Annotated in this window: 18 protein-coding genes; 8 read left to right on the forward strand and 10 right to left on the reverse strand. The window is 35.4% G+C overall.

What is annotated here, in order from left to right:
* Nucleotides 1-222: 222 nt before the first annotated feature.
* The 5 genes from BLV35_RS00085 (at nucleotide 223) to BLV35_RS00105 (ending at nucleotide 7,025) form a co-directional block, all read left to right on the forward strand.
* Entirely contained in the window at nucleotides 223-1,200 is a 978-nt protein-coding gene (locus tag BLV35_RS00085; RefSeq protein ID WP_091082863.1) for a ribonucleotide-diphosphate reductase subunit beta, read from the forward strand.
* A 221-nt stretch (nucleotides 1,201-1,421) separates the two neighbouring features.
* Nucleotides 1,422-3,842: a ribonucleoside-diphosphate reductase subunit alpha gene (locus tag BLV35_RS00090; protein ID WP_091082867.1), complete on the forward strand. Its 2,421-nt coding sequence runs from the start codon at nucleotides 1,422-1,424 to the stop codon at nucleotides 3,840-3,842.
* Between the two features lie 199 nt (nucleotides 3,843-4,041).
* The gene (locus BLV35_RS00095) at nucleotides 4,042-4,680 is read left to right on the forward strand and encodes an NYN domain-containing protein (protein ID WP_218132996.1); all 639 of its coding nucleotides are present in this window, start codon (nucleotides 4,042-4,044) and stop codon (nucleotides 4,678-4,680) included.
* 329 nt (nucleotides 4,681-5,009) lie between these two features.
* The gene (locus tag BLV35_RS00100; RefSeq protein ID WP_091082874.1) at nucleotides 5,010-5,504 is read left to right on the forward strand and encodes an RDD family protein; all 495 of its coding nucleotides are present in this window, start codon (nucleotides 5,010-5,012) and stop codon (nucleotides 5,502-5,504) included.
* Nucleotides 5,505-5,576: 72 nt separating this feature from the next.
* A complete protein-coding gene (locus BLV35_RS00105; RefSeq protein ID WP_091082877.1) occupies nucleotides 5,577-7,025 on the forward strand; it encodes an IS1182 family transposase in 1,449 nt (482 codons plus the stop codon).
* A 297-nt stretch (nucleotides 7,026-7,322) separates the two neighbouring features.
* On the opposite strand, the gene metE is transcribed toward BLV35_RS00105, so the two are convergent.
* Nucleotides 7,323-9,647, reverse strand: coding sequence for a 5-methyltetrahydropteroyltriglutamate--homocysteine S-methyltransferase (gene metE, locus BLV35_RS00110; protein ID WP_091082882.1), 2,325 nt, complete (start codon nucleotides 9,645-9,647; stop codon nucleotides 7,323-7,325).
* Nucleotides 9,648-9,802: 155 nt separating this feature from the next.
* On the opposite strand from metE, the gene BLV35_RS00115 reads away from it, so the two are divergent.
* Entirely contained in the window at nucleotides 9,803-10,264 is a 462-nt protein-coding gene (locus tag BLV35_RS00115) for an Lrp/AsnC family transcriptional regulator (RefSeq protein WP_091082885.1), read from the forward strand.
* Between the two features lie 81 nt (nucleotides 10,265-10,345).
* Here the strand turns inward: BLV35_RS00115 and BLV35_RS00120 are convergent, their stop codons facing one another.
* The 7 genes from BLV35_RS00120 to BLV35_RS00150 all read right to left on the reverse strand — a co-directional run bounded on the left by BLV35_RS00120 (nucleotide 10,346) and on the right by BLV35_RS00150 (nucleotide 14,830).
* Nucleotides 10,346-11,080, reverse strand: coding sequence for a hypothetical protein (locus tag BLV35_RS00120; RefSeq protein WP_091082887.1), 735 nt, complete (start codon nucleotides 11,078-11,080; stop codon nucleotides 10,346-10,348).
* A 158-nt stretch (nucleotides 11,081-11,238) separates the two neighbouring features.
* Nucleotides 11,239-11,700 (reverse strand): YHS domain-containing (seleno)protein, encoded by a 462-nt coding sequence (locus BLV35_RS00125; protein ID WP_176980534.1) that lies wholly within the window; start codon nucleotides 11,698-11,700, stop codon nucleotides 11,239-11,241.
* Between the two features lie 45 nt (nucleotides 11,701-11,745).
* Nucleotides 11,746-12,177 (reverse strand): OsmC family protein, encoded by a 432-nt coding sequence (locus BLV35_RS00130; RefSeq protein WP_091082890.1) that lies wholly within the window; start codon nucleotides 12,175-12,177, stop codon nucleotides 11,746-11,748.
* A gap of 4 nt (nucleotides 12,178-12,181) precedes the next feature.
* The gene (gene trxA, locus BLV35_RS00135) at nucleotides 12,182-12,502 is read right to left on the reverse strand and encodes a thioredoxin (protein ID WP_091082894.1); all 321 of its coding nucleotides are present in this window, start codon (nucleotides 12,500-12,502) and stop codon (nucleotides 12,182-12,184) included.
* Between the two features lie 29 nt (nucleotides 12,503-12,531).
* Nucleotides 12,532-13,065 carry a carboxymuconolactone decarboxylase family protein gene (locus BLV35_RS00140; RefSeq protein ID WP_091082898.1) on the reverse strand — a complete coding sequence of 178 codons (534 nt, stop codon included), beginning with the start codon at nucleotides 13,063-13,065 and terminating at the stop codon, nucleotides 12,532-12,534.
* Between the two features lie 28 nt (nucleotides 13,066-13,093).
* The gene (locus BLV35_RS00145; RefSeq protein WP_143031821.1) at nucleotides 13,094-13,366 is read right to left on the reverse strand and encodes a hypothetical protein; all 273 of its coding nucleotides are present in this window, start codon (nucleotides 13,364-13,366) and stop codon (nucleotides 13,094-13,096) included.
* Between the two features lie 642 nt (nucleotides 13,367-14,008).
* Nucleotides 14,009-14,830 carry a helix-turn-helix domain-containing protein gene (locus BLV35_RS00150; protein ID WP_091082905.1) on the reverse strand — a complete coding sequence of 274 codons (822 nt, stop codon included), beginning with the start codon at nucleotides 14,828-14,830 and terminating at the stop codon, nucleotides 14,009-14,011.
* A gap of 387 nt (nucleotides 14,831-15,217) precedes the next feature.
* Here BLV35_RS00150 and dgt point away from each other — a divergent pair, with 387 nt between their 5' ends.
* On the forward strand, nucleotides 15,218-16,564 hold the full coding sequence (dgt, locus tag BLV35_RS00155; RefSeq protein WP_091082908.1) for a dGTP triphosphohydrolase: 1,347 nt from the start codon (nucleotides 15,218-15,220) through the stop codon (nucleotides 16,562-16,564).
* A 104-nt stretch (nucleotides 16,565-16,668) separates the two neighbouring features.
* Complete coding sequence (locus BLV35_RS00160; protein ID WP_091082916.1) at nucleotides 16,669-19,335, forward strand: T9SS-dependent M36 family metallopeptidase; 2,667 nt, start codon at nucleotides 16,669-16,671, stop codon at nucleotides 19,333-19,335.
* Nucleotides 19,336-19,386: 51 nt separating this feature from the next.
* On the opposite strand, the gene BLV35_RS00165 is transcribed toward BLV35_RS00160, so the two are convergent.
* Entirely contained in the window at nucleotides 19,387-20,355 is a 969-nt protein-coding gene (locus BLV35_RS00165) for a DUF3078 domain-containing protein (RefSeq protein ID WP_091082920.1), read from the reverse strand.
* Between the two features lie 39 nt (nucleotides 20,356-20,394).
* Entirely contained in the window at nucleotides 20,395-22,176 is a 1,782-nt protein-coding gene (locus BLV35_RS00170; protein WP_091082923.1) for a 1-deoxy-D-xylulose-5-phosphate synthase, read from the reverse strand.
* Between the last annotated feature and the right edge of the window lie 26 nt (nucleotides 22,177-22,202).

Below are 22,202 nucleotides of genomic sequence, written 5' to 3' on the forward strand. Positions count from 1 at the left end.
ACTCCTATATATCACGGTGCTTTAGCGGGTTTTGTAAAATTTAAACCACTGAATTACAAGTATTTATGGTTTCGTGAAAAACGTTCTGTTTTCCCGTCTTTGTTCAAAACTATGGCCGATTGTGGATAAGTTTGGCTTTTAATTATCGCAATATTTTACAATCTTTGTAAAACACGAAATACTTAAAAATTCGTTAAAATATCAAAAAAACAAACAACAACAATGTCACAAATTGAACCAATATTACAAGAGAATAAAAATCGTTTCGTAATTTTCCCTATCAAGCATCATGATATATGGGAGTTCTACAAGTCAATGGAGGCTAGTTTTTGGACTGCTGAAGAAATCGATTTGTCTCAAGATTTGAATGATTGGAATAATAAACTGAATGATGATGAAAGGTATTTTATAAAACACATTCTAGCTTTTTTTGCTGCTTCAGATGGAATTGTAAATGAAAATCTTGCAGAAAATTTTGTGAACGAAGTGCAATATGCTGAGGCGAAATTCTTTTATGGTTTCCAAATCATGATGGAGAATATTCATAGTGAAACCTATTCGTTATTGATTGATACCTATGTAAAAGATGAAGCTGAAAAAGACGACTTGTTTAATGCTTTAGAAGTTTTTCCAGCAATTAAGAAAAAAGCAGATTGGGCTTTACAGTGGATAGAATCGGATTCGTTTGCAGAGCGATTAATTGCTTTTGCAGCAGTTGAAGGGATTTTCTTCTCAGGAGCGTTTTGTTCTATTTATTGGTTAAAGAAAAGAGGCTTAATGCCAGGATTGACTTTTTCTAACGAGTTGATTTCTCGTGATGAGGGAGTTCACTGTGATTTTGCAGTGCACTTACATAACCATCACTTGGTTAACAAAGTGCCAAAAGAAAGAATTAGAGGTATTATTGTAGATGCTTTAAATATAGAAAGAGAATTTATTACAGAATCACTTCCAGTAAGTTTAATAGGAATGAACGCGGTCTTGATGACGCAGTACTTAGAATTTGTTGCCGATAGATTATTAGTTGAATTGGGTTGCAATAGAGAATATAATACTACAAACCCATTTGATTTTATGGATATGATTTCGCTTCAAGGGAAAACAAATTTCTTTGAAAAGAAAGTAGCCGAATATCAAAAATCAGGGGTTATGAATACTGATGGAGATGCTCAAAAAATATCTTTTGACGCTGACTTTTAATTTCAGAAGCAAAGAAGTTAAGCTGTAAAGTAAATTGAAAGCTTAGTTTTAGCAGAAAGATTATAATAATAAAAACTTTGAGTCTTCGCATCTTTAGAGGCTAGCGGAGATACAATCCTAAAGCATAAATACATTGTGCCTTAGCGCCCTAGTGGCAAAAAATAAATAACAAATAACAAGAAACAGCGAAGGGATTTTCTGTTTTAAAAACAAACAAAAGTATGTACGTAGTAAAAAGGGATGGCCACAAAGAGCCGGTAATGTTCGACAAAATCACAGATAGAATTAAAAAACTATGTTATGGTTTAAATGATTTAGTAGATGCTGTGAAAGTGGCAATGCGAGTAATTGAAGGACTTTATGATGGAGTTTCTACGTCAGAATTAGATAATTTAGCAGCTGAAACCGCAGCTTCGATGACTATTGCGCATCCTGATTATGCACAATTAGCAGCGAGAATTGCGATTTCAAATTTGCATTCGAATACAACAAAATCATTTTCGGAAACAATGACCGAAATGTTTGAATATGTGAACCCAAGAAATGGACAATATGCTCCATTAATTGCTGATGATGTATACAAAGTAATTCAGGAAAATGCTGAGTTTTTAGACTCGCATATCATTTACAATAGAGATTTTAACTACGATTATTTCGGATTCAAAACATTAGAACGTTCTTATTTGCTTAAGATAAACGGGAAAATTGTAGAGAGACCACAACATATGTTAATGCGTGTTTCTGTTGGGATTCACTTAGATGATTTAGAGTCGGTTTTAGAGACTTATGACTTAATGTCTAAAAAATTCTTTACGCATGCAACACCAACATTATTTAATTCAGGAACTCCAAAACCTCAAATGTCTTCTTGTTTCCTTTTGGCAATGCAAGATGATAGTATTGACGGGATATACGATACGTTGAAACAAACGGCAAAAATCTCACAATCAGCAGGTGGAGTAGGGCTTTCTATTCACAATGTTCGTGCAACAGGTTCTTACATTCGCGGAACAAATGGTACCTCAAACGGGATTGTTCCTATGTTGAGAGTCTTTAACGATACAGCGCGTTACGTAGATCAAGGTGGTGGAAAGCGTAAAGGTAGTTTTGCTATTTATATCGAAACTTGGCATGCAGATATTTTTGATTTCTTGGATTTGAAGAAAAATACAGGAAAAGAAGAGATGCGTGCGAGAGATTTATTCTTTGCGATGTGGACTTCTGATTTGTTTATGAAAAGAGTTCAGGAAGACGGTAATTGGACGTTGATGTGTCCTAACGAATGTCCTGGATTGTATGATGTATATGGTGAGGAATTTGAGAAAATGTACACCGATTATGAAAAAGCAGGTAAAGGAAGAAAAACAATTAAAGCACATGAATTGTGGGAGAAAATTCTAGAATCTCAAATTGAGACTGGAACTCCTTATATGTTATATAAAGATGCAGCTAACCGCAAATCAAATCAAAAGAACTTAGGAACAATACGTTCTTCAAATTTGTGTACTGAAATTATGGAGTATACTTCTCCTGATGAAGTAGCAGTTTGTAACCTAGCGTCGCTTTCATTACCAATGTTTGTGGAGAACGGTAAGTTTGATCACGAAGCATTTTATAATGTAACAAAACGGGTAACGAAAAACTTGAATAAAGTTATCGATAGAAATTACTATCCTGTAAAAGAGGCGGAAAATTCTAACCTACGTCACAGACCAATTGGTCTTGGAGTACAAGGACTAGCAGATGCATTTATTATGTTGCGTTTGCCTTTTACATCTGATGAAGCTAAAAAGCTGAATCAAGAAATTTTTGAAACATTATACTTTGCTGCTGTAACCGCTTCTATGGAAATGGCAAAAGTAGAAGGGCCTTATTCAACATTTAAAGGATCGCCAATCTCTCAGGGAGAATTTCAACACAATCTTTGGAATATTAAAGATGAAGAATTGTCAGGCCGTTGGGACTGGGCTGCATTGAGAAAAGAAGTAATGGAGCACGGAGTTCGTAACTCATTATTAGTTGCGCCAATGCCTACTGCTTCAACTTCTCAAATTCTTGGAAATAACGAAGCATTCGAACCTTATACTTCTAACATTTACACGCGTCGTGTATTGTCAGGAGAGTTCATTGTGGTAAACAAACATTTATTACATGATTTAGTGGAGCGTGGTTTGTGGAATGAAACCATGAAACAAGAATTAATGAGGAATAATGGTTCTGTTCAAGACCTAGATATTCCTCAAGATTTGAAAGAATTGTACAAAACAGTTTGGGAAATGTCGATGAAAGATATTATCGATATGTCACGTCATCGCGGTTATTTTGTAGATCAATCGCAATCATTGAACTTGTTTATGCAAAATGCCAATTATTCAAAACTAACTTCGATGCACTTTTATGCGTGGCAATCAGGTTTGAAAACAGGAATGTACTACTTAAGAACAAAAGCGGCAGTTGATGCTATTAAGTTTACATTAAACAATGATAAAAAAGTAGAACCAATAGAAATACAATCAAAACCAGTTGCGGCTCCTGTAGCAGCGGTGGAAGTAGCAGTAGAAATGACTTCTGATGAATACAAAGCAATGATCGAGCTAGCTAAAAATGCTGGTCCAGATGATTGTGAGATGTGTGGAAGTTAATAAGCAGTTTAAAATAAACAACCCTTGCAATTAAATATTTAATAGCAAGGGTTGTTTTTATATGTGATTTAATCAGTTCTTATTTTTTAAGAAGTTGGTTAATTTCTTGTTGTTTAAAAAAAAGAAACGCCTCGTAAGAGGCGTCGGACTAAAGATACTATCTTTAGCGTTGTTTATGTGGTGCAAATATAAGTAAAAAATGATGAGTGAAACAAATGTTTTAACAAAAAAAGAAAGAGTTATTGTTTACGTGGATGGCTTTAACTTATATTTCGGGATGTTGGATGCTGGTTTAGATTATTGTAAATGGCTAGATTTGATTCTTTTATCTAACAATTTATTACAATCTAATCAAGTGTTAGTAGAAGTGAAGTACTTTACAAGTAGAGTTAGTAATAATCCAGAAAAACAGAAAAGACAAAATACGTACATTGAAGCGTTAGAAGCTGTTGGAGTTAATATGTTTTTTGGAAATTATCAGTCTGACAAAATTGAATGTAAAAGATGTCAAAACGTTTGGCCAAAATTTAATGAAAAAATGACAGATGTTAATATTGCTACACAAATTTTAATTGATGCTTATCAAGACAAGTATGATATGGCGATGTTGATTTCAGGTGATAGTGATTTAGTTCCGCCAATGAAAGCAGTGCATGAAATTTTTAAAAACAAGAGGGTTTTTGCTGCTTTTCCGCCAAAAAGACATAATCAATCTGTTTCTTTAATCGCAAAAGGATCATTAACTATTGGTAGAAAAAAACTAGTTGATAGTCAATTTCAACATGAAGTTACAAAGAAAGATGGGTATGTATTGAAAAAACCAACAGATTGGTCTTAATAAAAGCAAAAACAGCTATCAATTTTTTGGTAGCTGTTTTATTTTTAGGAGCTATTTACTTCGTCAGTTCGCTTCGCTCGTGTCCCACTTTCCATTGCAATCTTTTTTACTATTTCTCGATATTCGCTTTACAGCCGAACTCGAACTGACGTAAAAAAGGATTTTCATTGCAATCAGGGCTATGAATATAATTGCCAGAATAGTATTTAAGGCTCTAATTTAAATTTAAAATCATGAATATTCTGATTAATATTTTAATATTAATTGCTTATATTTGAGTAGGTTAATGTTCGGTTTATTCTTTTTTGATATTTAAAAAAAATGATAATATGAAAAATACAACATTTACAATTACAGATAATTTACTCGCCACTCGGGGACAACGATTTCTTAATTTTAGTATTGATTTAGTATTCTTGTATATTATCATCTTAAGCGTTGGGACTACTATTGTTCTGATTGCTGAGGCTGCGAGTAAATTTGCGGTTTCTGCCTGGGTCGAAACCATGTCAAAAGAAGAAATTGCTCTTTATAGTGTAGTAATCATGATTCTCTACTATAGCCTTACGGAAATCTATTTTTCTAGAACCATTGCACAACTGATTACTAAAACCGTTGTTGTTAAAAAGGATGGTTCTAAACCGGATATTAAAACGTTTGTTATACGCACGCTCTGCCGATTTATTCCTTTCGAGCCTTTGTCCTTTTTGGGAGGGACGCCTCGAGGTTGGCACGATACTTTTTCAGATACCTATGTAGTTAAAAAAAAGAGGCTGGCTAAAAGCGAGGCCACTGAAAAAGTCTTTTTACGAATAAATTGTTAATTAAAAGGAGCAGAAAACGAAGTTTTCCTGCTCCTTTTTTCATATATTTAACTGTAATTATAATGTTTTTAGATGTTAGTACAGCAGCAAACAATACAGTTCAGTGAGCATTCTTCGTTATATGATTTAATAATTCCTAAGGATAATCTTCTTAGGAAAATTAACGAGTTGATAGATTTTTCATTTATCTACGATGAGTTGGTAATTAAATACTGCACAAATAATGGACGTATGGCAGAAAGTCCTGTCCGTATGTTTAAATATCTATTACTTAAAACAATTTATACCATTTCCGATGTTGATGTAGTGGAGCGTTCTCGTTATGACATGTCCTTTAAGTATTTTTTAGAAATGAACCCAGAGGACGATGTTATCAATTCTAGTTCTTTGACAAAATTTAGAAAACTACGTTTAAAGGACACCGACTTATTAAACTTATTGATAAACAAGACGGTAACCATAGCCGTTGAAAAAGGCATCATCCGTTCCAAGTCTATTATAGTCGATGCCACAAATACTTTGTCAAGATCCAATCCATTTTCAGCCATAGAAGTATTGAGAGAGCGTTCAAAGTTACTTCGAAAAACAGTATATACTTTTGACGACCAATTTAAAGGACGTATGCCCCAAAAGAATACCGACAATGATTTAGAAAAGGAGCTGGCTTATTGCAAGGAATTAGAAGAACGTATAGAAAACGAGCCGTCTATAAGTTCAATACCTGCTGTGAAAGAAAAATTAAACCTGCTAAAAGAAACCGTCGAAGATACTCAAGAAAACTTTACTTTATCAAAAGATACCGACGCTAAAACAGGTCATAAGTCTGCTGATAGTTTCTTCTTCGGATACAAGACGCATTTGGCTATGACCGAAGAGCGCATTATTACAGCGGCTGTAGTTACATCGGGAGAAAAAGGAGATGGGCCAGAATTACCTAAACTTTTAGAAATGAGTCAGGAAAATGGGATTGAGGTAGACACCATTATTGGAGACGCGGCTTATTCTGGAAAAGAAAACCTTAAAATTACAAACGGACAGAATATCAAAGTAGTAGCCAGACTAAATCCATCGATAACACAAGGATTTAGAAAAGACGAAGATAAATTTGATTACAACAAAGATGCCGACAGGTTTATTTGTCCAGCAGGACATTTGGCAATACGAAAAGCACGAGGTGGAACCAAAGATGTCGGGGCAAATCAAGTTGACACTTATTATTTTGATGTTAAAAAATGCAAAACTTGTCCTTTAAAAAATGGATGTTACAAAGAGGGAGCTAAAACAAAAACCTATTCGGTGTCCATAAAATCAGAAGTACACCAAGACCAAATGGCTTTTCAGGAAACAGAATATTACAAAGAAAAAGCAAAGCATCGATACAAAATTGAAGCCAAGAATAGTGAGTTGAAAAACGTACACGGTTATGACAGAGCAATATCATACGGTATTAACAATATGCAAATGCAAGGAGCGATGGCTATTTTTACAGTAAACTTAAAAAGAATACTCAAATTAATATAGGAAATACAATTTTAACTACATAATGAACAAAATGGAATTGTATGAGTCAAAAACAGACTTGCACAGCCTATAATAAAAAACAGTTCTGAAAATTAAAACGCTTATAACGGATCTTTAAAATCCAGTTATAAGCGTTTTTTTTAAGTCTCTAAAAATGACACTAATCAAATACATGATGTTTTTCAGTGGCCTCGCTAAAAGCATACGGTTTTTTAATAATCCAGAAGAATTTGGAAAAGCAGAATAATAAAAAACCCTAGTACGTATAAGGTGCTAGGGTTTTTTTAAGGTGTTGAATTATACTGTTGCTGTAGTATTAACAGCAACGCGCATTTGTTTGGCGGCTTTAACCATTTCTACCAACGCTTTTTTAGTTTCATCCCAATGGCGCGTTTTTAAACCGCAATCAGGATTTACCCACAATTGATCTATCGGGATTACCGCCGCAGCTTTTTCTAATAAATCAACCATTTCTTGACTTGAGGGAACGCGTGGTGAGTGAATGTCATAAACTCCAGGCCCTATCTCGTTCGGATATTTGAAATCAGCAAAAGCATCTAGCAATTCCATTTGGGAACGTGAACATTCAATAGTAATTACATCGGCATCCATATCAGCAATATTTTGAATGATATCATTAAATTCGCTGTAACACATGTGTGTGTGAATCTGTGTGTCATCACTCACTCCACTAGCTGATATTCTAAACGCTTTAATCGCCCAATCTAAGTAAGCAGCCCACTCTTCTTTTCTTAAGGGTAATCCTTCTCTAATAGCAGGTTCGTCAATTTGTATGATTTTAATTCCTGCTTTTTCAAGATCTACTACTTCATCACGAATCGCTAATGCGATTTGCGTACAGGTTACAGATCTCGGTTGGTCATTACGAACAAACGACCATTGTAAGATAGTTACCGGTCCAGTAAGCATTCCTTTAACCCATTTTGGAGTCAATGATTGTGCAAATTGCGCCCATTTTACGGTCATTGGATTGGGTCTTGACACATCACCATAAATAACGGGTGGTTTCACACAGCGGCTACCGTAACTTTGTACCCAACCATTTTTTGTAAATGCAAATCCTTCTAATTGTTCTCCAAAATATTCTACCATGTCATTGCGTTCAAACTCACCATGAACTAAAACATCAATACCAGATTCTTCTTGAAAACGAATTGTTTCTTCCGTTTCTTTCTGTAATAAAGCATTGTATTCTGTGGGAGATAACTCTCCTTTTTTAAGCTTAGCTCTCCAGCTACGAACTTCAGGTGTCTGTGGAAAAGAACCAATAGTAGTTGTAGGGAATAAAGGCAATTGCAACGCAGCTATTTGCTGTTGACGTCGAACTGGGAACGGACTGTTTCTCTTAGAATGTTTTTCGACAATTGAAGCAACTCTATTTTTTACAGCATCATTATGAATGATGGTTGCTTTTTTTCTGTTGGTATTAGCAAGGGTGTTTTCTTCATAATGTGCTTGATCATCTTCGGTGATTTCATTCGAAGCAAGATTACGAAGTACGACAACTTCTTCTACTTTTTGTTTGGCAAAAGCCAACCATTGTTTAATTTCAGGAGTTAGCGTGGCGTCATTTGTTTCTAAATCTAAATCGCAAGGTGAATGAATTAAAGAACATGATGGTGCAATCCATATACGGTCAGCTCCCACTGCATCAACTGCTTGTTGAATAAGTGTTAATGAGTTTTTGAAATCATTTTTCCAGATATTTCTTCCGTCAATAACTCCTAAAGAAAGTATGGTGTTTTTAACTAATAAATTAGATTGTAAAATATCACCTAATTGCAAAGGACAACGCACTAAATCCAAGTGAAAAGCATGTACGGGCAATGATAAGGCTGTCGCCAAATTTTCACCAAAGCAATCAAAATAGTTGGCTAGAATGATCTTGATATTAGGGAATTTTTCGTTGATTTTAGTATAAGTATAAACCAAAGCTGCTCTTTCAATATCAGAAAGATTCAATGCTAAAAACGGTTCGTCAAACTGAATATAAGTTGCTTTTTCGTCTTGTAGTTTTTGTAAAATATCAAAATAAACAGGAAGCAGTTTATTGATAAGGTCAATTCTATGAAAACCTTCTTGCTTTTCTTTTCCTAAAAGTAAGTAAGACACAGGCCCAATAATAACGGGTTTTGTTTCGTATCCAGCAGTTTTTGCTTCTTTGTATTCATCAATAATTTTTTCTGAAAACAATCTAAATTCTTGGTCTTTTGTGAATTCGGGAACGATATAATGGTAGTTTGTATCAAACCATTTGGTCATTTCCATGGCAACAACATCTTGTCCTTCTTTTTGAGCGCCTCTGGCCATGGCAAAATACAAATCGAGAACCGAATTCTCTTTTGCGAAAGCTTTATATTGCTCGGGAATAACGCCAAGTGTTAAAGATAAATCAAGGACTTGATCGTAAAAAGAGAAGTCATTTGAGGGAATTAAATCGATTCCAGCGTTGTGTTGTAGTTCCCAGTTTTCTTTACGAATATTTTTTCCAGTTGCTAAAAGTTCGTCGGCTGTAATTTTACCTAACCAGTATAATTCACTCGCTTTTTTTAGTTCTCTGTTGCTGCTTATTCGTGGATAACCTAAATTGTTTGTTTTCATTTTTCTTAGTGTTTATTTCTAAACAAAGGTATTAGCTTAGTATTAAATACTTTAATTTGTGCATTAGTTAAGTAATAACAACTACATTTATACGATACTGCAGAATTTTGTTTTGCAGAGCATTAATAATAATAGTTTCAACAGTAATTTATCCTATGGAAAATCTAGATTCAACCGATTTACAAATTCTAAAACACCTTCAAGAAGACGCTCATATTAATATAAAAGACTTGGCGAGTAAGTTGTTTTTGACTGCAACTCCAGTTTATGAACGTATAAAAAGACTAGAACGAGAAGGTTATATAATGAAATATGTTGCTCTTTTAGATAAAGAAAAAATGAATCTAGGAATGATTGTTTTTTGCAACGTGCGATTAAAAGAGCACGCTCGCAATGTAGGGAGCAATTTTGTGAAAGATATTGTAGCGCTTCCTGAGATTATAGAATCCTATAATATTGCAGGTGACTATGATTTTATGTTAAAAATATTAGTCAAAGATATGGCAAGTTATCAAGACTTTGTAATGAATAAATTGTCTACAATTGAAAACATCGGGAATACGCAGACCATTTTTGTGATGGGTGAAATCAAGCACAGCACTGCTTTAAATTTTTAGATTCTAGGTAAGAAAAGGAATAAAAAAAGGAGACAATATGTGTCTCCTTTTTGATTTTAAAATAACAAGTTATTTTAAAAATTATAGTTCAGTAAACGGATTTATACCATCATTAATCTCTTCTATTGATTGTCCTGCTTTAACGTTTTCTAGTTTTAAATCAATTAGTCCTTTATGATTTGTGGCAATTTTTAGATTGTTTTGAAATGTTTTCCAATCTTCCCAACTGGTTTCTAGTCCGCCCACAGGAATGATACTAACCCACATTCTCCATGCTTTAGGGACATAATTTTCATCTACTAACCATACATAAGAATCTCCAGGTGTACTACCACCAGAAGCGTAGGTAATCATTAATGCTTCTTGATTATCCTGCATCACGATACTTCTGGCAGTTCCAGCGTCACGCAATTTAAAGGGAGCAATAAGCCAGAAAGAATCATTATTAAAGTAATCATTAGCTTTTTTTATAGCGTCCGTTTTATCCGTGTCGGTCAGTTTTTTATCGTTTTTATAAGCAAGCCCTTCTAGAGTTTGGTTGTTGTAAATAACTTTTGTATCATCCCATTCCACTTGGACCAAATTGTGTTTTTTGTCCCAAAGATAATGGTGATTTCCTCTAAATGTAAAAGCAACTGCAGCGGTAGAATCCCAAGCTTTTTGATTAATAGCGTCCTGAATTTTATCTGTAAGTGCTTCGGCTTCTATTCCTTTTTCTCCTTCTGGAAGTGGTTTACTCGAGAAGTATAAAAAACCTACAAGCGAGACAACGAGGATCAGAATTATAACAGCAGTTATTTTGAGAAATTTTTTCATTATTTTGAATTGTTTTGTTTAAAAAAGCTTCTCAAAAGTACTAAAATAAGACCGTTTTTAGCAAATATTGTCTGATTTGTTCGCATACAACAAAGGGCTTAGCGTAGTAACGCCAAACCCTTTGTGTTCAATTTTTGTGGTGGTATATAATCGTGGTATTATTTAATTGAAGCCCATTTTTCATCAATAGCTTTCAGATATTTAGGTTCCTCTTTATTCCAGATGTCTAGCGTGTTTACTTGCGTTCCGTTGAAGTCTCCGTTAAAAAATAAATATAATTTATTATCTACAATTTTAAAAGTTTCAGGATTGATAGAAAATTTAGAATCTTTTTCGGCTACACCCCAAGCGCAATATCCGTTAACTTCAGGCAGGTATTTTTTAGGATTTGCTTTAAAAGCTTTTGCGTTTTCTTTAGATGCAAAATAATACGTTGTTGCTTCAATTTTGGCTGTGTTTACAGCAGATCCTTTCATCGCTTTATTGTCTTTGTGGTAAGCCACGACGTCATATCCTCCAATGGCTAAACCTGATTTGTCAATGGCGTCTACTTGCGCAAAAATTCCGTTTGAAAATAAAGTAATGAATGCTACTAGTAATGCTGATTTTAAATTTTTCATTTGTTTTAATTTAGATTATTTGTAATCGTTGTACTTGATACTATGTTAAGCGGTGACCGCTTCGGTTATTATTAATTCCTGTGCACTTTCAATATTCCACTCACCTTCAATCATGCGGTGTACATAACACGCATCGGCTTGTTTTAGTAATTCGGTTTTTTGCTCTGCAGTTAAGTCGCCTTCAATCTTTATTTTGGCCGTAACATGAGTAGAAAGTTTGCCGCCTTCGCCACGTTTTACATTAAGTTCAAACTCGCCATCGACTTCACCAATTGTCCAATTATTTTTTCTAGCAATGTAGCGCACTGTTGCCACTTTGCACATCGCGATACTTGACAAGATTAAATCTTCAGGAGAAAACCCTAAGTCAGTTCCTTTGCTTGCCATAGGCTCGTCACCCACAATGGCATGTCTACCGTTTGTAATTAAAGATTGGTATCCTGTAGGTAGGTTTTTTATGTTTATTTTCTTTCCCATGATATTACCCTTTTATAATGTTTTTTAAATGACTTGTCATCACTGATTTGCTTTGAACTCCGTTTTGAGTTCCTACAATTTCTCCATTTTTAAAGTAGAAAATAGCAGGAATGCTGCGTACTTTAAATTGTGCTGCAAGCTCTGGGTTTTTGTCTACATTAATTTTTGAAATCACCGCTTTACCGTCAAAATCAGTAGCTAATTCCTCAAGTGCAGGATGCAAAGCTTTACAAGGCCCGCACCAGTCTGCGAAAAAATCTACTAGCACCACGTCATTGTTGTTTATTGTGGAATCAAAATTTGATTTGTCTAAATGTTGTATCATCTTAGTTGTTTTTAAGAATTAATTAAAAATTATAGTGCCGGAGCAAGAGGGAAATCAATTGCAAAATCAGCTAGATTGTGAATGTAATTACTAATGATTTTATCACCTACAACCACGACAACATCAATCATATTAACCTCAGTGTATCCTGCTTCAAAAAATGCAGTTTTAGATGCTGGAGTTGCTTTTCCTCTGTGTTCAACAACTGATGCTGTAAATTTTACTAAAGCATCTAGCTTCGTGTCAAAAGTGGCTGATCCTTTTCGTAATTCAATTACTTGGTCATCAGTAAAACCATTCATTTTTCCTAAAACAGTATGTGCCGACTGGCAATATAGACAACCATTTATTTGGCTAGTGATCAAATTCACCACTTCTCTCTCCTTGGCTTTCAAGCTGCTTTTTCTATTTTGAAGAGCTAAGTAATCTCCTAAAGCTGTTTCGCTTTTTGCGAAATAAGCATATAAATTAGGAACAAATCCTAGTCCTTTTTCTAGGTTATCAAAGATTGCTTGATTGTTTGCTGATACTTCTTCTCTTGTTGGTACGTTGAAATTTGACATGTTTTTTATTTTTTGTTTGAATTAATAATTATATAAATAAGTTGCTTTCGTTACAGTAGTAATCGGTGATTGCCATATTCTGACAAAAACTTTCTTGATTAATTGCAATTAATTGCGGAGTGTTTTTTATAGTTTTCAGCCCTAAAATGTTTCTAAAGCTTGCTATGATTGTTTGTATTGTTTGCATAATTCCTGTTGTTTCAGTTTGATGATACAAAGGTGCGACGAAAGGAAGGCTTGAAGTTAGACCACATTTCCCGAGGAGTTGTTCATTCTTCCTTTCTAGCCCTTTTTTAGCCAAAAAAGCGTGTTTTTTTAGTTTTAGGAGCAGAAAACAGCATATTTTTAAGAAAATCCGTCCCGCTTTGCGCTGCAATCTTTTTATTTTTAAAGAAAAAATAAAAAGGATTTCCACTTCAATCAGGGCTAGTCAATGACGTTTTATTCTCAATAGGAGTCATTGCTAGGAACGAAGCAATCTCACTAAACGAAGGAATTAGATAGTAGTGATGATTGTTTGCCAAGTAACGTTCGCAATAGGTCATTGCGAGGAACGAAGCAATCCCACTAAATTGAGGGTTTAAACGGTGTTAGTGATTCTTTGCGTAGTCGTGTTCTATTATAAAGTTAGTTTGCTATTAACAATGTTCTGTTTTTTCGTTCACTACTTCTCAAAGTTTGTCACATTGAAAGCGTCTCAAGATTGCTGAGCCACTTTCAGAGTGACAAACGGTAATTGTGACAGTTTGCAGAGCTACTTTGCTGAGACGCTTTCAGCGTGACAAACAGTAGTGGAGATTCTTTGTGTAGTCGTGTTCTATTATAAAATAAGAATGACTTGCTACTCAAAACGCCCTAGCCCAGATAGGAGCGGCATCCTTTTATGCTGGGGTTCAGCATAAAAGATATAGTGGATAGCTGGATTAGCTCCTGAAAAAAGGAATTAAACTATTTTTTTAAAATCAGATGGGGAAACGCCTTCTGCTTTCTTGAAAAACCGACTGAAAGACTGGATGTCTTCGTAGCCTATTTCGTAAGCGATTTCTTTGATGCTTTTGTCGGAATAGCGTAACAATCGGCGTGCTTCAAGGATAGTGCGGTCTTGAATAATTTGTAAAGGCGATTTTTCGTTGTATTTTTTGAATAAATTTGATAACGTCTTCGGACTTTTATTCAGCATTTCGGCGTAGTCCGCAACTTGGTGCTTGGTTTTAAAATTGCTTTCGACTAAGTAGTTGTATTCGCGTACTATATCCAATTGCTTTTTGTCGAATGTTGTTAACTCCGTTTGCTCTTTGTACACGCGAGTGCATAATATGAGCAGGCGTTTCAGCATCATTTGCAACATGTCGTTTTGCAAATCGTCTTTAGAAACCATTTCGATGGCAAACATTTTCCAAAGGATTTCAAATTTTTCTAACTCGGCATCTGGAATAGCAATTTTTGGGAATTGGGAGGCACCAAAAAACAAAATTCCTTTACAACCCACTTCGCTATCATGATCCGCAATGCAGTAAAACGCTCTATTGAACCGAATTAATCGCGCACTGTTTACGCTTAAAACTTCCACTTTATGGTACTCAGTTAAAAACAAAACCGAATTTGCTGGAAAAACATGTTCGCTTCCGTCAACTTTAATCTTTAATTCGTCCAGAGACCAAATGACACTCAAGCCATCAGTGATTTTTTCTTTTAGTAAATCACAATTTGTAGCGTCAATTTCGGCTAATCGTATGAATTCATTGAGTTGACCTGTATACAGCATAATTGTTTTTTATTTGAAATTTTTTGTCTTTTTTTATCCAAACGGCTCTGTGATAAGACGCAAAATATACCGATTCCTGACGCAAAATGGTCTGTAATTGTAGTTTTAGTTTTTCTAAACACTCTTCTTGGAGTTGTGTCTCCATTCCTGAAGTGATAAAATTACAAATCAAAAACGTATTTATACAGCATTTGGCGGGGCAAATAAAGCCGTTATGTGATTTACGCTCCTAAATGAAAGTGCTGTCAAGACGTAAAAGAAAATGCTGTTTTGATATAAATTTGTTTTCTTGTGTCGTTTGAGAAATCAACCGAAAGCTATTTTATGTTATCGCTATTTCTTTATCTTTGAAAAATAATCCAATTATTCAAATTCGAAAAATACAGTATGAACTGGGAACAACTTTTATCACTAAAACGCCAAGGCGACACAAGTAAACGATTACGTATTGAACAAGATGATACCCGTTTAGGATTTGAAGTAGATTATGATCGTATTATTTTTTCGGCTGCTTTTAGAAGTCTACAAGATAAAACACAGGTGATTCCGCTTTCAAAAACTGACTTTGTGCATACGCGTTTGACGCATAGTTTAGAGGTTTCTGTGGTTGGTCGTTCTTTGGGACGATTAGTTGGAAAGAAAATAATTGAGAAATATCCGCATTTAAAAGAAGCTCATGGTTTTCATATGAATGATTTTGGGGCTATTGTTGCTGCGGCATCTTTGGCGCACGACATAGGGAATCCGCCTTTCGGACATTCTGGTGAGAAAGCTATTGGAGAGTATTTTTCCATTGGAAACGGAAAAAAATACCAGGACAAATTGTCTAAAAAACAATGGCAGGATTTAATCGATTTTGAAGGGAATGCAAATGGTTTTGCTGTATTGACTGCAAGTCGTCCCGGAATCGAGGGAGGTCTTCGAATTTCGTATGCTACGCTGGGTGCTTTCATGAAATACCCAAAAGAAAGTTTGCCTAAGAAACCAACCAAAAACATAGCTGATAAAAAGTACGGTTTCTTTCAAACGGACAAAAAGTTCTTTGAAGAAGCTGCAAAAGATATGGGATTAATCCCAAATAAAACTGGAGACGATATTGGATTTGAAAGACATCCACTTGCTTATTTAGTAGAAGCAGCAGATGATATTTGTTATACTATTATTGATTTTGAAGATGGAATCAACCTTGGATTAGTCTCCGAAGATTTTGCTTTGGAATACTTGATTAAATTGGTGAAAGATAGTATTGATACTTCTAAATATAAAACACTTACTACTAAGGAAGATCGCATCAGTTATTTGCGTGCTTTGGCAATTGGTAGTTTGATTAATGACGCAGTAAAAGTTTTCATCGACAATGAAGAGGCAATTTTAAACGGAAAATTCCCTTTTGCATTAACTGATAAAAGCAAGTATAAAGCACAGATGGATGATATCATCAGTATTAGTGTGAACAATATTTATCAGAGTAGGGAAGTTATCGAGAAAGAGATTGTGGGTTACCAAATTATACAAACGTTATTGGATAAATTCATCACGGCGTACGATAACAAGTTCAATGGAAATGCATCCAATTATGATGCATTAATATTAAAATTACTACCGGAGAAGCACCATTTCGAAAAAGCGGACCTGTATGAAAGATTGCTTCATATCTGTCATTTCGTTTCGTTGCTTACGGACGGAAATGCTTTGGAGTTATTTGAAACGATAAATGGAAAGAAGAAGGATTAATGAGTTTTGACGTTAAAAATCAAACATATCAACTCTTAATTGTTAAATCAGATATTAATAATTAAGTTTGCTGCACTAATAAAAAAACAAACAAACCGCAGCTTATGAAAAAAATTACTTTCCTAACTTTTTTATTGATCTCCTTTATCTCTTATTCTCAATCAAATAAGGAAGTTATTCAAAGATATTTAAACACGAATAGTGCTAAAATTGGGCTCTCTAAAATGGACGTTCAGGATTGGGTAATCCAAAGCGAAGGGAGCGCTACAACTACAGCGATTAATAATTGTTATGTAGTTCAAAGATATAATGGAATTGAAATTTATAGAGCGATCTCTAATTTCTCTATTAAAGAAGGTCAGGTAATTAGTGCGCAAAAACGATTTGTCGCTAATTTATCTCGAAAAGTAAATACAACAAAACCATCTCTTTCAGTAACAAACGCCTTAGTTAAGGCTTATGCTTTATTAGGTATTACCGCCTCAGTTCCCTTCACTATTATAGAAACCATTGAACAACATAAATTTAAAATCAGCAATGGTTTTGGTAGCGAGGAGCCTGTTTCTGCTAATTTAGTTTATCACATTTCTAATGAAAATGAATTGATATTGGCTTGGGACTTCACAATTGAAACACCCTCGCACGATCATGTTTGGAGTGTGAGAATTGACGCGGTAAGTGGGAAAATGTTGGAGAAAAAGGATTTTATTATTTCTTGTAAATTTGATCAGCAAGATAGTAATTCTGTAATAGGTGAAAAGACAGCTGTGTCAACTGATTTTTTTGATAATTCGTACAAACAATTATTTTCAGCTGCTTCATCGACTCTATTGGCGGGCTCCTACCGCGTAATTCCTTTTAATCATGAAAGTCCAAATCATAGTACTAGACAATTAATCTCAAATCCTGCAGATGGTGTGGCTTCTCCTTACGGTTGGCATGACGTTAATGGTGTTGCGGGTGCAGAATATACTTATACAAGAGGAAATAACGTATGGACAAAGGCTGATTTTGGCGGAGAGAATTTTAATAGCGGATCTAGTCCTGACGGAGGAGCATCTTTACTATTTGACTTTCCTTATGGAGGTGTAAATGTTGATGCATCAAGCTATATCGATGCGGCAAATACAAATTTATTCTATATGAATAACGTCATGCATGACATTTGGTATCAATATGGTTTTGATGAGACGAGCGGGAACTTTCAACAAAATAATTATGGAAAAGGCGGAAAAGCTACAGATTTTGTTTATTCTGATGCTCAAGATGGGTCTAAAGCTACGCCTCAAAGCGTAAATAACGCAAATTTCTATGCGCCAGTTGATGGAGCAAAACCAAGAATGCAAATGTTTTTATGGGATTATTCTGCTGAAAACAGACCTGTTATAATAAATTCTCCGAGCTCTATTGCCGGCGATTACCCTGCGAGACAAAATTCATTTGACCCAGGTCATGTGGGATTGCCAATAGTTCCTGCTTTTATACAATCAGATTTAGTGCTTTATCTTGATGCTACAGGACAGTCTGACGGTTGCGCAGCCCCTGTAAATGCGGCTGACATGAATGGTAAAATTGTTATTTTGAGAAGAGGTACTTGTACTTTTGTTGCTAAATCAAAAGCAGCGCAAGATGCAGGTGCTGTAGCATTAATTATTGTGAATAATGTGGAAGGAACTATCGGGATGTCTGGCGCGGATGCGACAATCACTATTCCTGTTGTCAGTATGACAAGGGTAATTGGGGAAAAAATTATTGACGAAATGAAAACACAAGCCGTTAATGTTAAATTACAATTACCGCAATCTTCATTTATAAATACAGACGGGGATTTCGATAATGGAATTATTGCACATGAATATGGGCATGGTATTTCAATACGATTATCTGGAGGGGCAAGTAACTCCAGTTGTTTAGACAATACCGATCAAATGGGAGAAGGTTGGTCTGACTGGTTCGCTCTGATGTTGCAAATTAAGGCAGGTGATTCAGGTAAGGCTAAAAAGGGTATTGGAACGTTTGTTTCAAATCAAGCTATCGATGGTGTAGGTATAAGAAACTATCCGTATTCTACAGATAGAACTATAAACCCAATGACGTATGCTAATACCAATAACTACCAATATACGGATAAAGATGGGGTGATACAGACAGAAATTCACGGTACAGGTTCGGTATGGACTACTGTTTTATGGGATTTAACATGGGCGTATATCAATAAATATGGATATGATGATAATAAATATTCGGGTATTGGAGGAAACAATAAATTAATGCGAATTGTTCTTGATGGTATAAAATTACAGCCATGTAGTCCAACTTTCGTAAGTGCCCGTGACGCAATTATAGCAGCTGATCAGGCAATTACAGGCGGTAAGGATTATTGTATGATTTGGGAAGTGTTTGCTGCGAGAGGTTTAGGGGCGAAGGCTTCTGCTGGTCATGGAAATGTAGGGGATGATCAAGTGGAAGATTTCACTATGCCAGTTGCAGGGTCTAATTGCGTTTTAGGAGTCAATGATTTTGATAGTGATGATGTGATGACAGTTTTTCCAAACCCATCTAATGGGCAAATAAATGTTCGGATAAGTAAATACTTTGGTAAAGTAGATATTCAAGTAATAGATATCACTGGAAGGGAAGTTTTCAACGCTAAAAACGAAGAGTTTAATAGTCAAAAGAGTATTGATTTAAGTCGTCTTAAAGCGGGGATTTATATTTTGAAAATCAGTGGAGATTCTTTAAATTATGTTGAAAAGCTCATTTTAAATTAAATTTAATTATTTAAAAAAAGTCGGTTTGTATGAAATACAAACCGACTTTTTTTAAAAGTTATAGACAATTCCCACTCCTAGAACTTGTTTTAATTGTGTTTTTGGTCCTACTGTGACTTGCTTGCCATTGACTTCCTCTTTGGCTTTAATATCATCATCATAGATAACATGAACTCCAATGTTTGTTTTGACATATTCATTTACCACTAACTCTAAAGTCAGGTCATAATCGACATCAATGTTGCCAAATTTATTTATATAATCAGAGTACAAACTAAGTCTGTTTTCAACAGTGATGTTTTTGAATATTTCTTTTTTATAAAATCCAGTTAATAGAAAACCAAGTTCCACTTTTGATTTTTCTCCTTCAGCAATTAGATTTCCATCTAAATCATATAGTGCTTTTTTAACACCAAAAGCACCCTGATTAGCTAACCTCTGGTCTAATACCATTGTTATTTTGGAAGTAAAAGGAGATAGGTAAAGCAATTCGTGTTTGTCTTTTGAAGCATATTCCGCTCCAAGTCCCAAGAATATATAAGCGGGTGCAAATGGTCTGGATACTGAAATATCCTTATTTGGATACGCATATCCATCTGTGAATTGGGTAGCGAAATTGAATTTTGCAGTATGGAACCAGTTCGATAATGTGTCCTTGCGATATCCTAAAGCAGAACTTAACTGCAGTACATCTTCTGTTTTTCGCAATTCAATTCCATCTTGTTTGTTCAGGCCATAACGTACAATCAATTCATTAGTCCAGTTGTAATTGTCTTTGGTATATACGCGATTAAATTTCCCTTTTAGTAATCCTGAAATGGAGCTAGTTCCACCGGCATTCCAATTGACAAAGGCAATTTCAGAAATGTCAAATCCAATTCGGTTTTTATTTACCCAGTGAGAAAGAGTATCTATCTCGACTTTTTTAGGGCTATCTATAGAAGTAATAATTTTCTGAGAAAACATATTTACAGATAATAGCAATGTGAAAAATAGGAGGGACGAAGACAGTAATTTCATTATAAGCTGATGGTGTTTAGGGGCGCAAAATAATTATTTTCAATCAATTGAAAAAACTATTTCTAAACTTTTAACGTCAATATTGTAATATTGTTGTAGTTCTAGTACAGTTCCGTGTTCTACGAATTCGTCAGGAATTCCCAGCAATTGTATTTTTGAAGTATACTTATTTTTAGCTGCAAATTCTAGAATTGCACTTCCAAAGCCCCCTTTTATAACGCCGTCTTCGATTGTTATAATCTTTTCAAAGGTTTTTAAAATAGTATGTAATTCTTTTTCATCCAATGGTTTTACGAATGCAAAATCGTAATGAGCAATAGTTGCTGGATTGTTTAAATTGGCTAATGCCATAGTTACATTCTTGCCTATCGGGCCATTCGATAAGACTGCAGTTTCAGTTCCGTGTTTTAAGCAATTAGCACTCCCGATTTCAATTTTTTCATAGTTACCGAAGCTTTTGGATTGCCAGTCTGCGAGGACGCCACGACCACGAGGGTAACGTATTGCTATAGGGTGGTCTAAACCTAATTGGGCAGTATACAGTATGTTTTGTAGTCCAATTTCGTTCAGTGGAGAGTAGACGATCATATTGGGAATACAACGCAAATAAGCCAAATCAAAAACGCCGTGATGGGTTGCTCCGTCTTCTCCTACGAGTCCTGCTCTATCCAAGCAAAAAATAACAGGTAGGTTTTGTAGGGCGACGTCGTGAATCACTTGGTCGTAGGCCCTTTGTAAAAAAGTGGAGTAGATGTTGCAAAAAACCACCATTCCCTGCGTTGCCATTCCGGCAGAAAGGGTAACGGCGTGCTGCTCGGCAATCCCCACGTCAAAGGCGCGCTCCGGTAAAGCGTCCATCATGAACTTCAAGGAACTTCCTGAGGGCATAGCGGGTGTGATTCCTATTATTTTTTCATTTTTGCGCGCTAGATCCAATAGCGTTAAACCAAAAACATCTTGGTATTTTGGAGGAAGGTTTTCTTCTTGTTTTTTATGGATTTCTCCAGATTTAGCATCAAATTTTCCAGGGGCATGGTATTTTACCTGATCTTCTTCGGCTTGTTTTAATCCTTTACCTTTTGTGGTAATCACATGAAGGAATTTAGGTCCTTTTATTTTTTGTAAACGTTTCAGTTCTTTAATTACGGCAAAAATATCATGTCCGTCAATAGGACCAGAGTAGTCGATATTTAAGGATTTGATCATATTGTTTTGTCTCGGATTTTTTCCGTTTTTCACTGCAGTTAGGTAATTTTTCAGGGCACCTACACTCGGATCAATTCCGATAGCGTTGTCGTTTAAGATTACCAATAAGTTTGCATCAGTAACTCCGGCATGATTTAATCCCTCAAAAGCCATCCCAGAAGCTATAGAAGCATCTCCTATCACCGCGATGTGCTGTTTGTCGACGTCTCCTTTTAGCTTAGAGGCAATTGCCATTCCTAAAGCAGCAGAAATAGAAGTGGAGGAGTGGCCTACGCCAAAAGCGTCGTAAATACTCTCGCTTCTTTTTGGGAAACCGGATATCCCGCCCAATTGTCTGTTGGTATGAAAACTATCCCTTCTTCCGGTCAGTATTTTATGTCCGTATGCCTGATGCCCCACGTCCCAAATCAATAAATCATCGGGTGTGTTAAACACATAGTGCAAGGCGATCGTGAGTTCCATCACGCCTAAACTAGCGCCAAGATGCCCTTCTTTTACAGAAACAACATCGATGATAAAATTACGTAATTCTTGGGCTAGCTGTGGAAGTTGAGCTTCGTCGAGTTGGCGCAAATCATAGGGAGAATCAATGTTTAAAAGTAAATTGTCTGGCATAAAGCAAATGTACGATTTGAATTTGT

Source organism: Flavobacterium gillisiae, assembly GCF_900107635.1.
Classification (GTDB): domain Bacteria; phylum Bacteroidota; class Bacteroidia; order Flavobacteriales; family Flavobacteriaceae; genus Flavobacterium; species Flavobacterium gillisiae.

Bases quoted from the DNA above. Each gene is read 5' to 3' on its own strand.
- metE (WP_091082882.1), bottom strand. From the start codon at position 9,647: ATGAAAACAAACAATTTAGGTTATCCACGAATAAGCAGCAACAGAGAA.
- BLV35_RS00165 (WP_091082920.1), bottom strand. From the start codon at position 20,355: ATGAAATTACTGTCTTCGTCCCTCCTATTTTTCACATTGCTATTATCT.
- BLV35_RS00115 (WP_091082885.1), top strand. From the start codon at position 9,803: ATGGAAAATCTAGATTCAACCGATTTACAAATTCTAAAACACCTTCAA.
- BLV35_RS00160 (WP_091082916.1), top strand. From the start codon at position 16,669: ATGAAAAAAATTACTTTCCTAACTTTTTTATTGATCTCCTTTATCTCT.
- BLV35_RS00095 (WP_218132996.1), top strand. From the start codon at position 4,042: ATGATGAGTGAAACAAATGTTTTAACAAAAAAAGAAAGAGTTATTGTT.
- BLV35_RS00120 (WP_091082887.1), bottom strand. From the start codon at position 11,080: ATGAAAAAATTTCTCAAAATAACTGCTGTTATAATTCTGATCCTCGTT.
- BLV35_RS00140 (WP_091082898.1), bottom strand. From the start codon at position 13,065: ATGTCAAATTTCAACGTACCAACAAGAGAAGAAGTATCAGCAAACAAT.
- BLV35_RS00090 (WP_091082867.1), top strand. From the start codon at position 1,422: ATGTACGTAGTAAAAAGGGATGGCCACAAAGAGCCGGTAATGTTCGAC.
- BLV35_RS00170 (WP_091082923.1), bottom strand. From the start codon at position 22,176: ATGCCAGACAATTTACTTTTAAACATTGATTCTCCCTATGATTTGCGC.
- BLV35_RS00085 (WP_091082863.1), top strand. From the start codon at position 223: ATGTCACAAATTGAACCAATATTACAAGAGAATAAAAATCGTTTCGTA.
- BLV35_RS00130 (WP_091082890.1), bottom strand. From the start codon at position 12,177: ATGGGAAAGAAAATAAACATAAAAAACCTACCTACAGGATACCAATCT.
- dgt (WP_091082908.1), top strand. From the start codon at position 15,218: ATGAACTGGGAACAACTTTTATCACTAAAACGCCAAGGCGACACAAGT.
- BLV35_RS00100 (WP_091082874.1), top strand. From the start codon at position 5,010: ATGAAAAATACAACATTTACAATTACAGATAATTTACTCGCCACTCGG.
- BLV35_RS00105 (WP_091082877.1), top strand. From the start codon at position 5,577: ATGTTAGTACAGCAGCAAACAATACAGTTCAGTGAGCATTCTTCGTTA.
- trxA (WP_091082894.1), bottom strand. From the start codon at position 12,502: ATGATACAACATTTAGACAAATCAAATTTTGATTCCACAATAAACAAC.
- BLV35_RS00150 (WP_091082905.1), bottom strand. From the start codon at position 14,830: ATGCTGTATACAGGTCAACTCAATGAATTCATACGATTAGCCGAAATT.
- BLV35_RS00125 (WP_176980534.1), bottom strand. From the start codon at position 11,700: ATGAAAAATTTAAAATCAGCATTACTAGTAGCATTCATTACTTTATTT.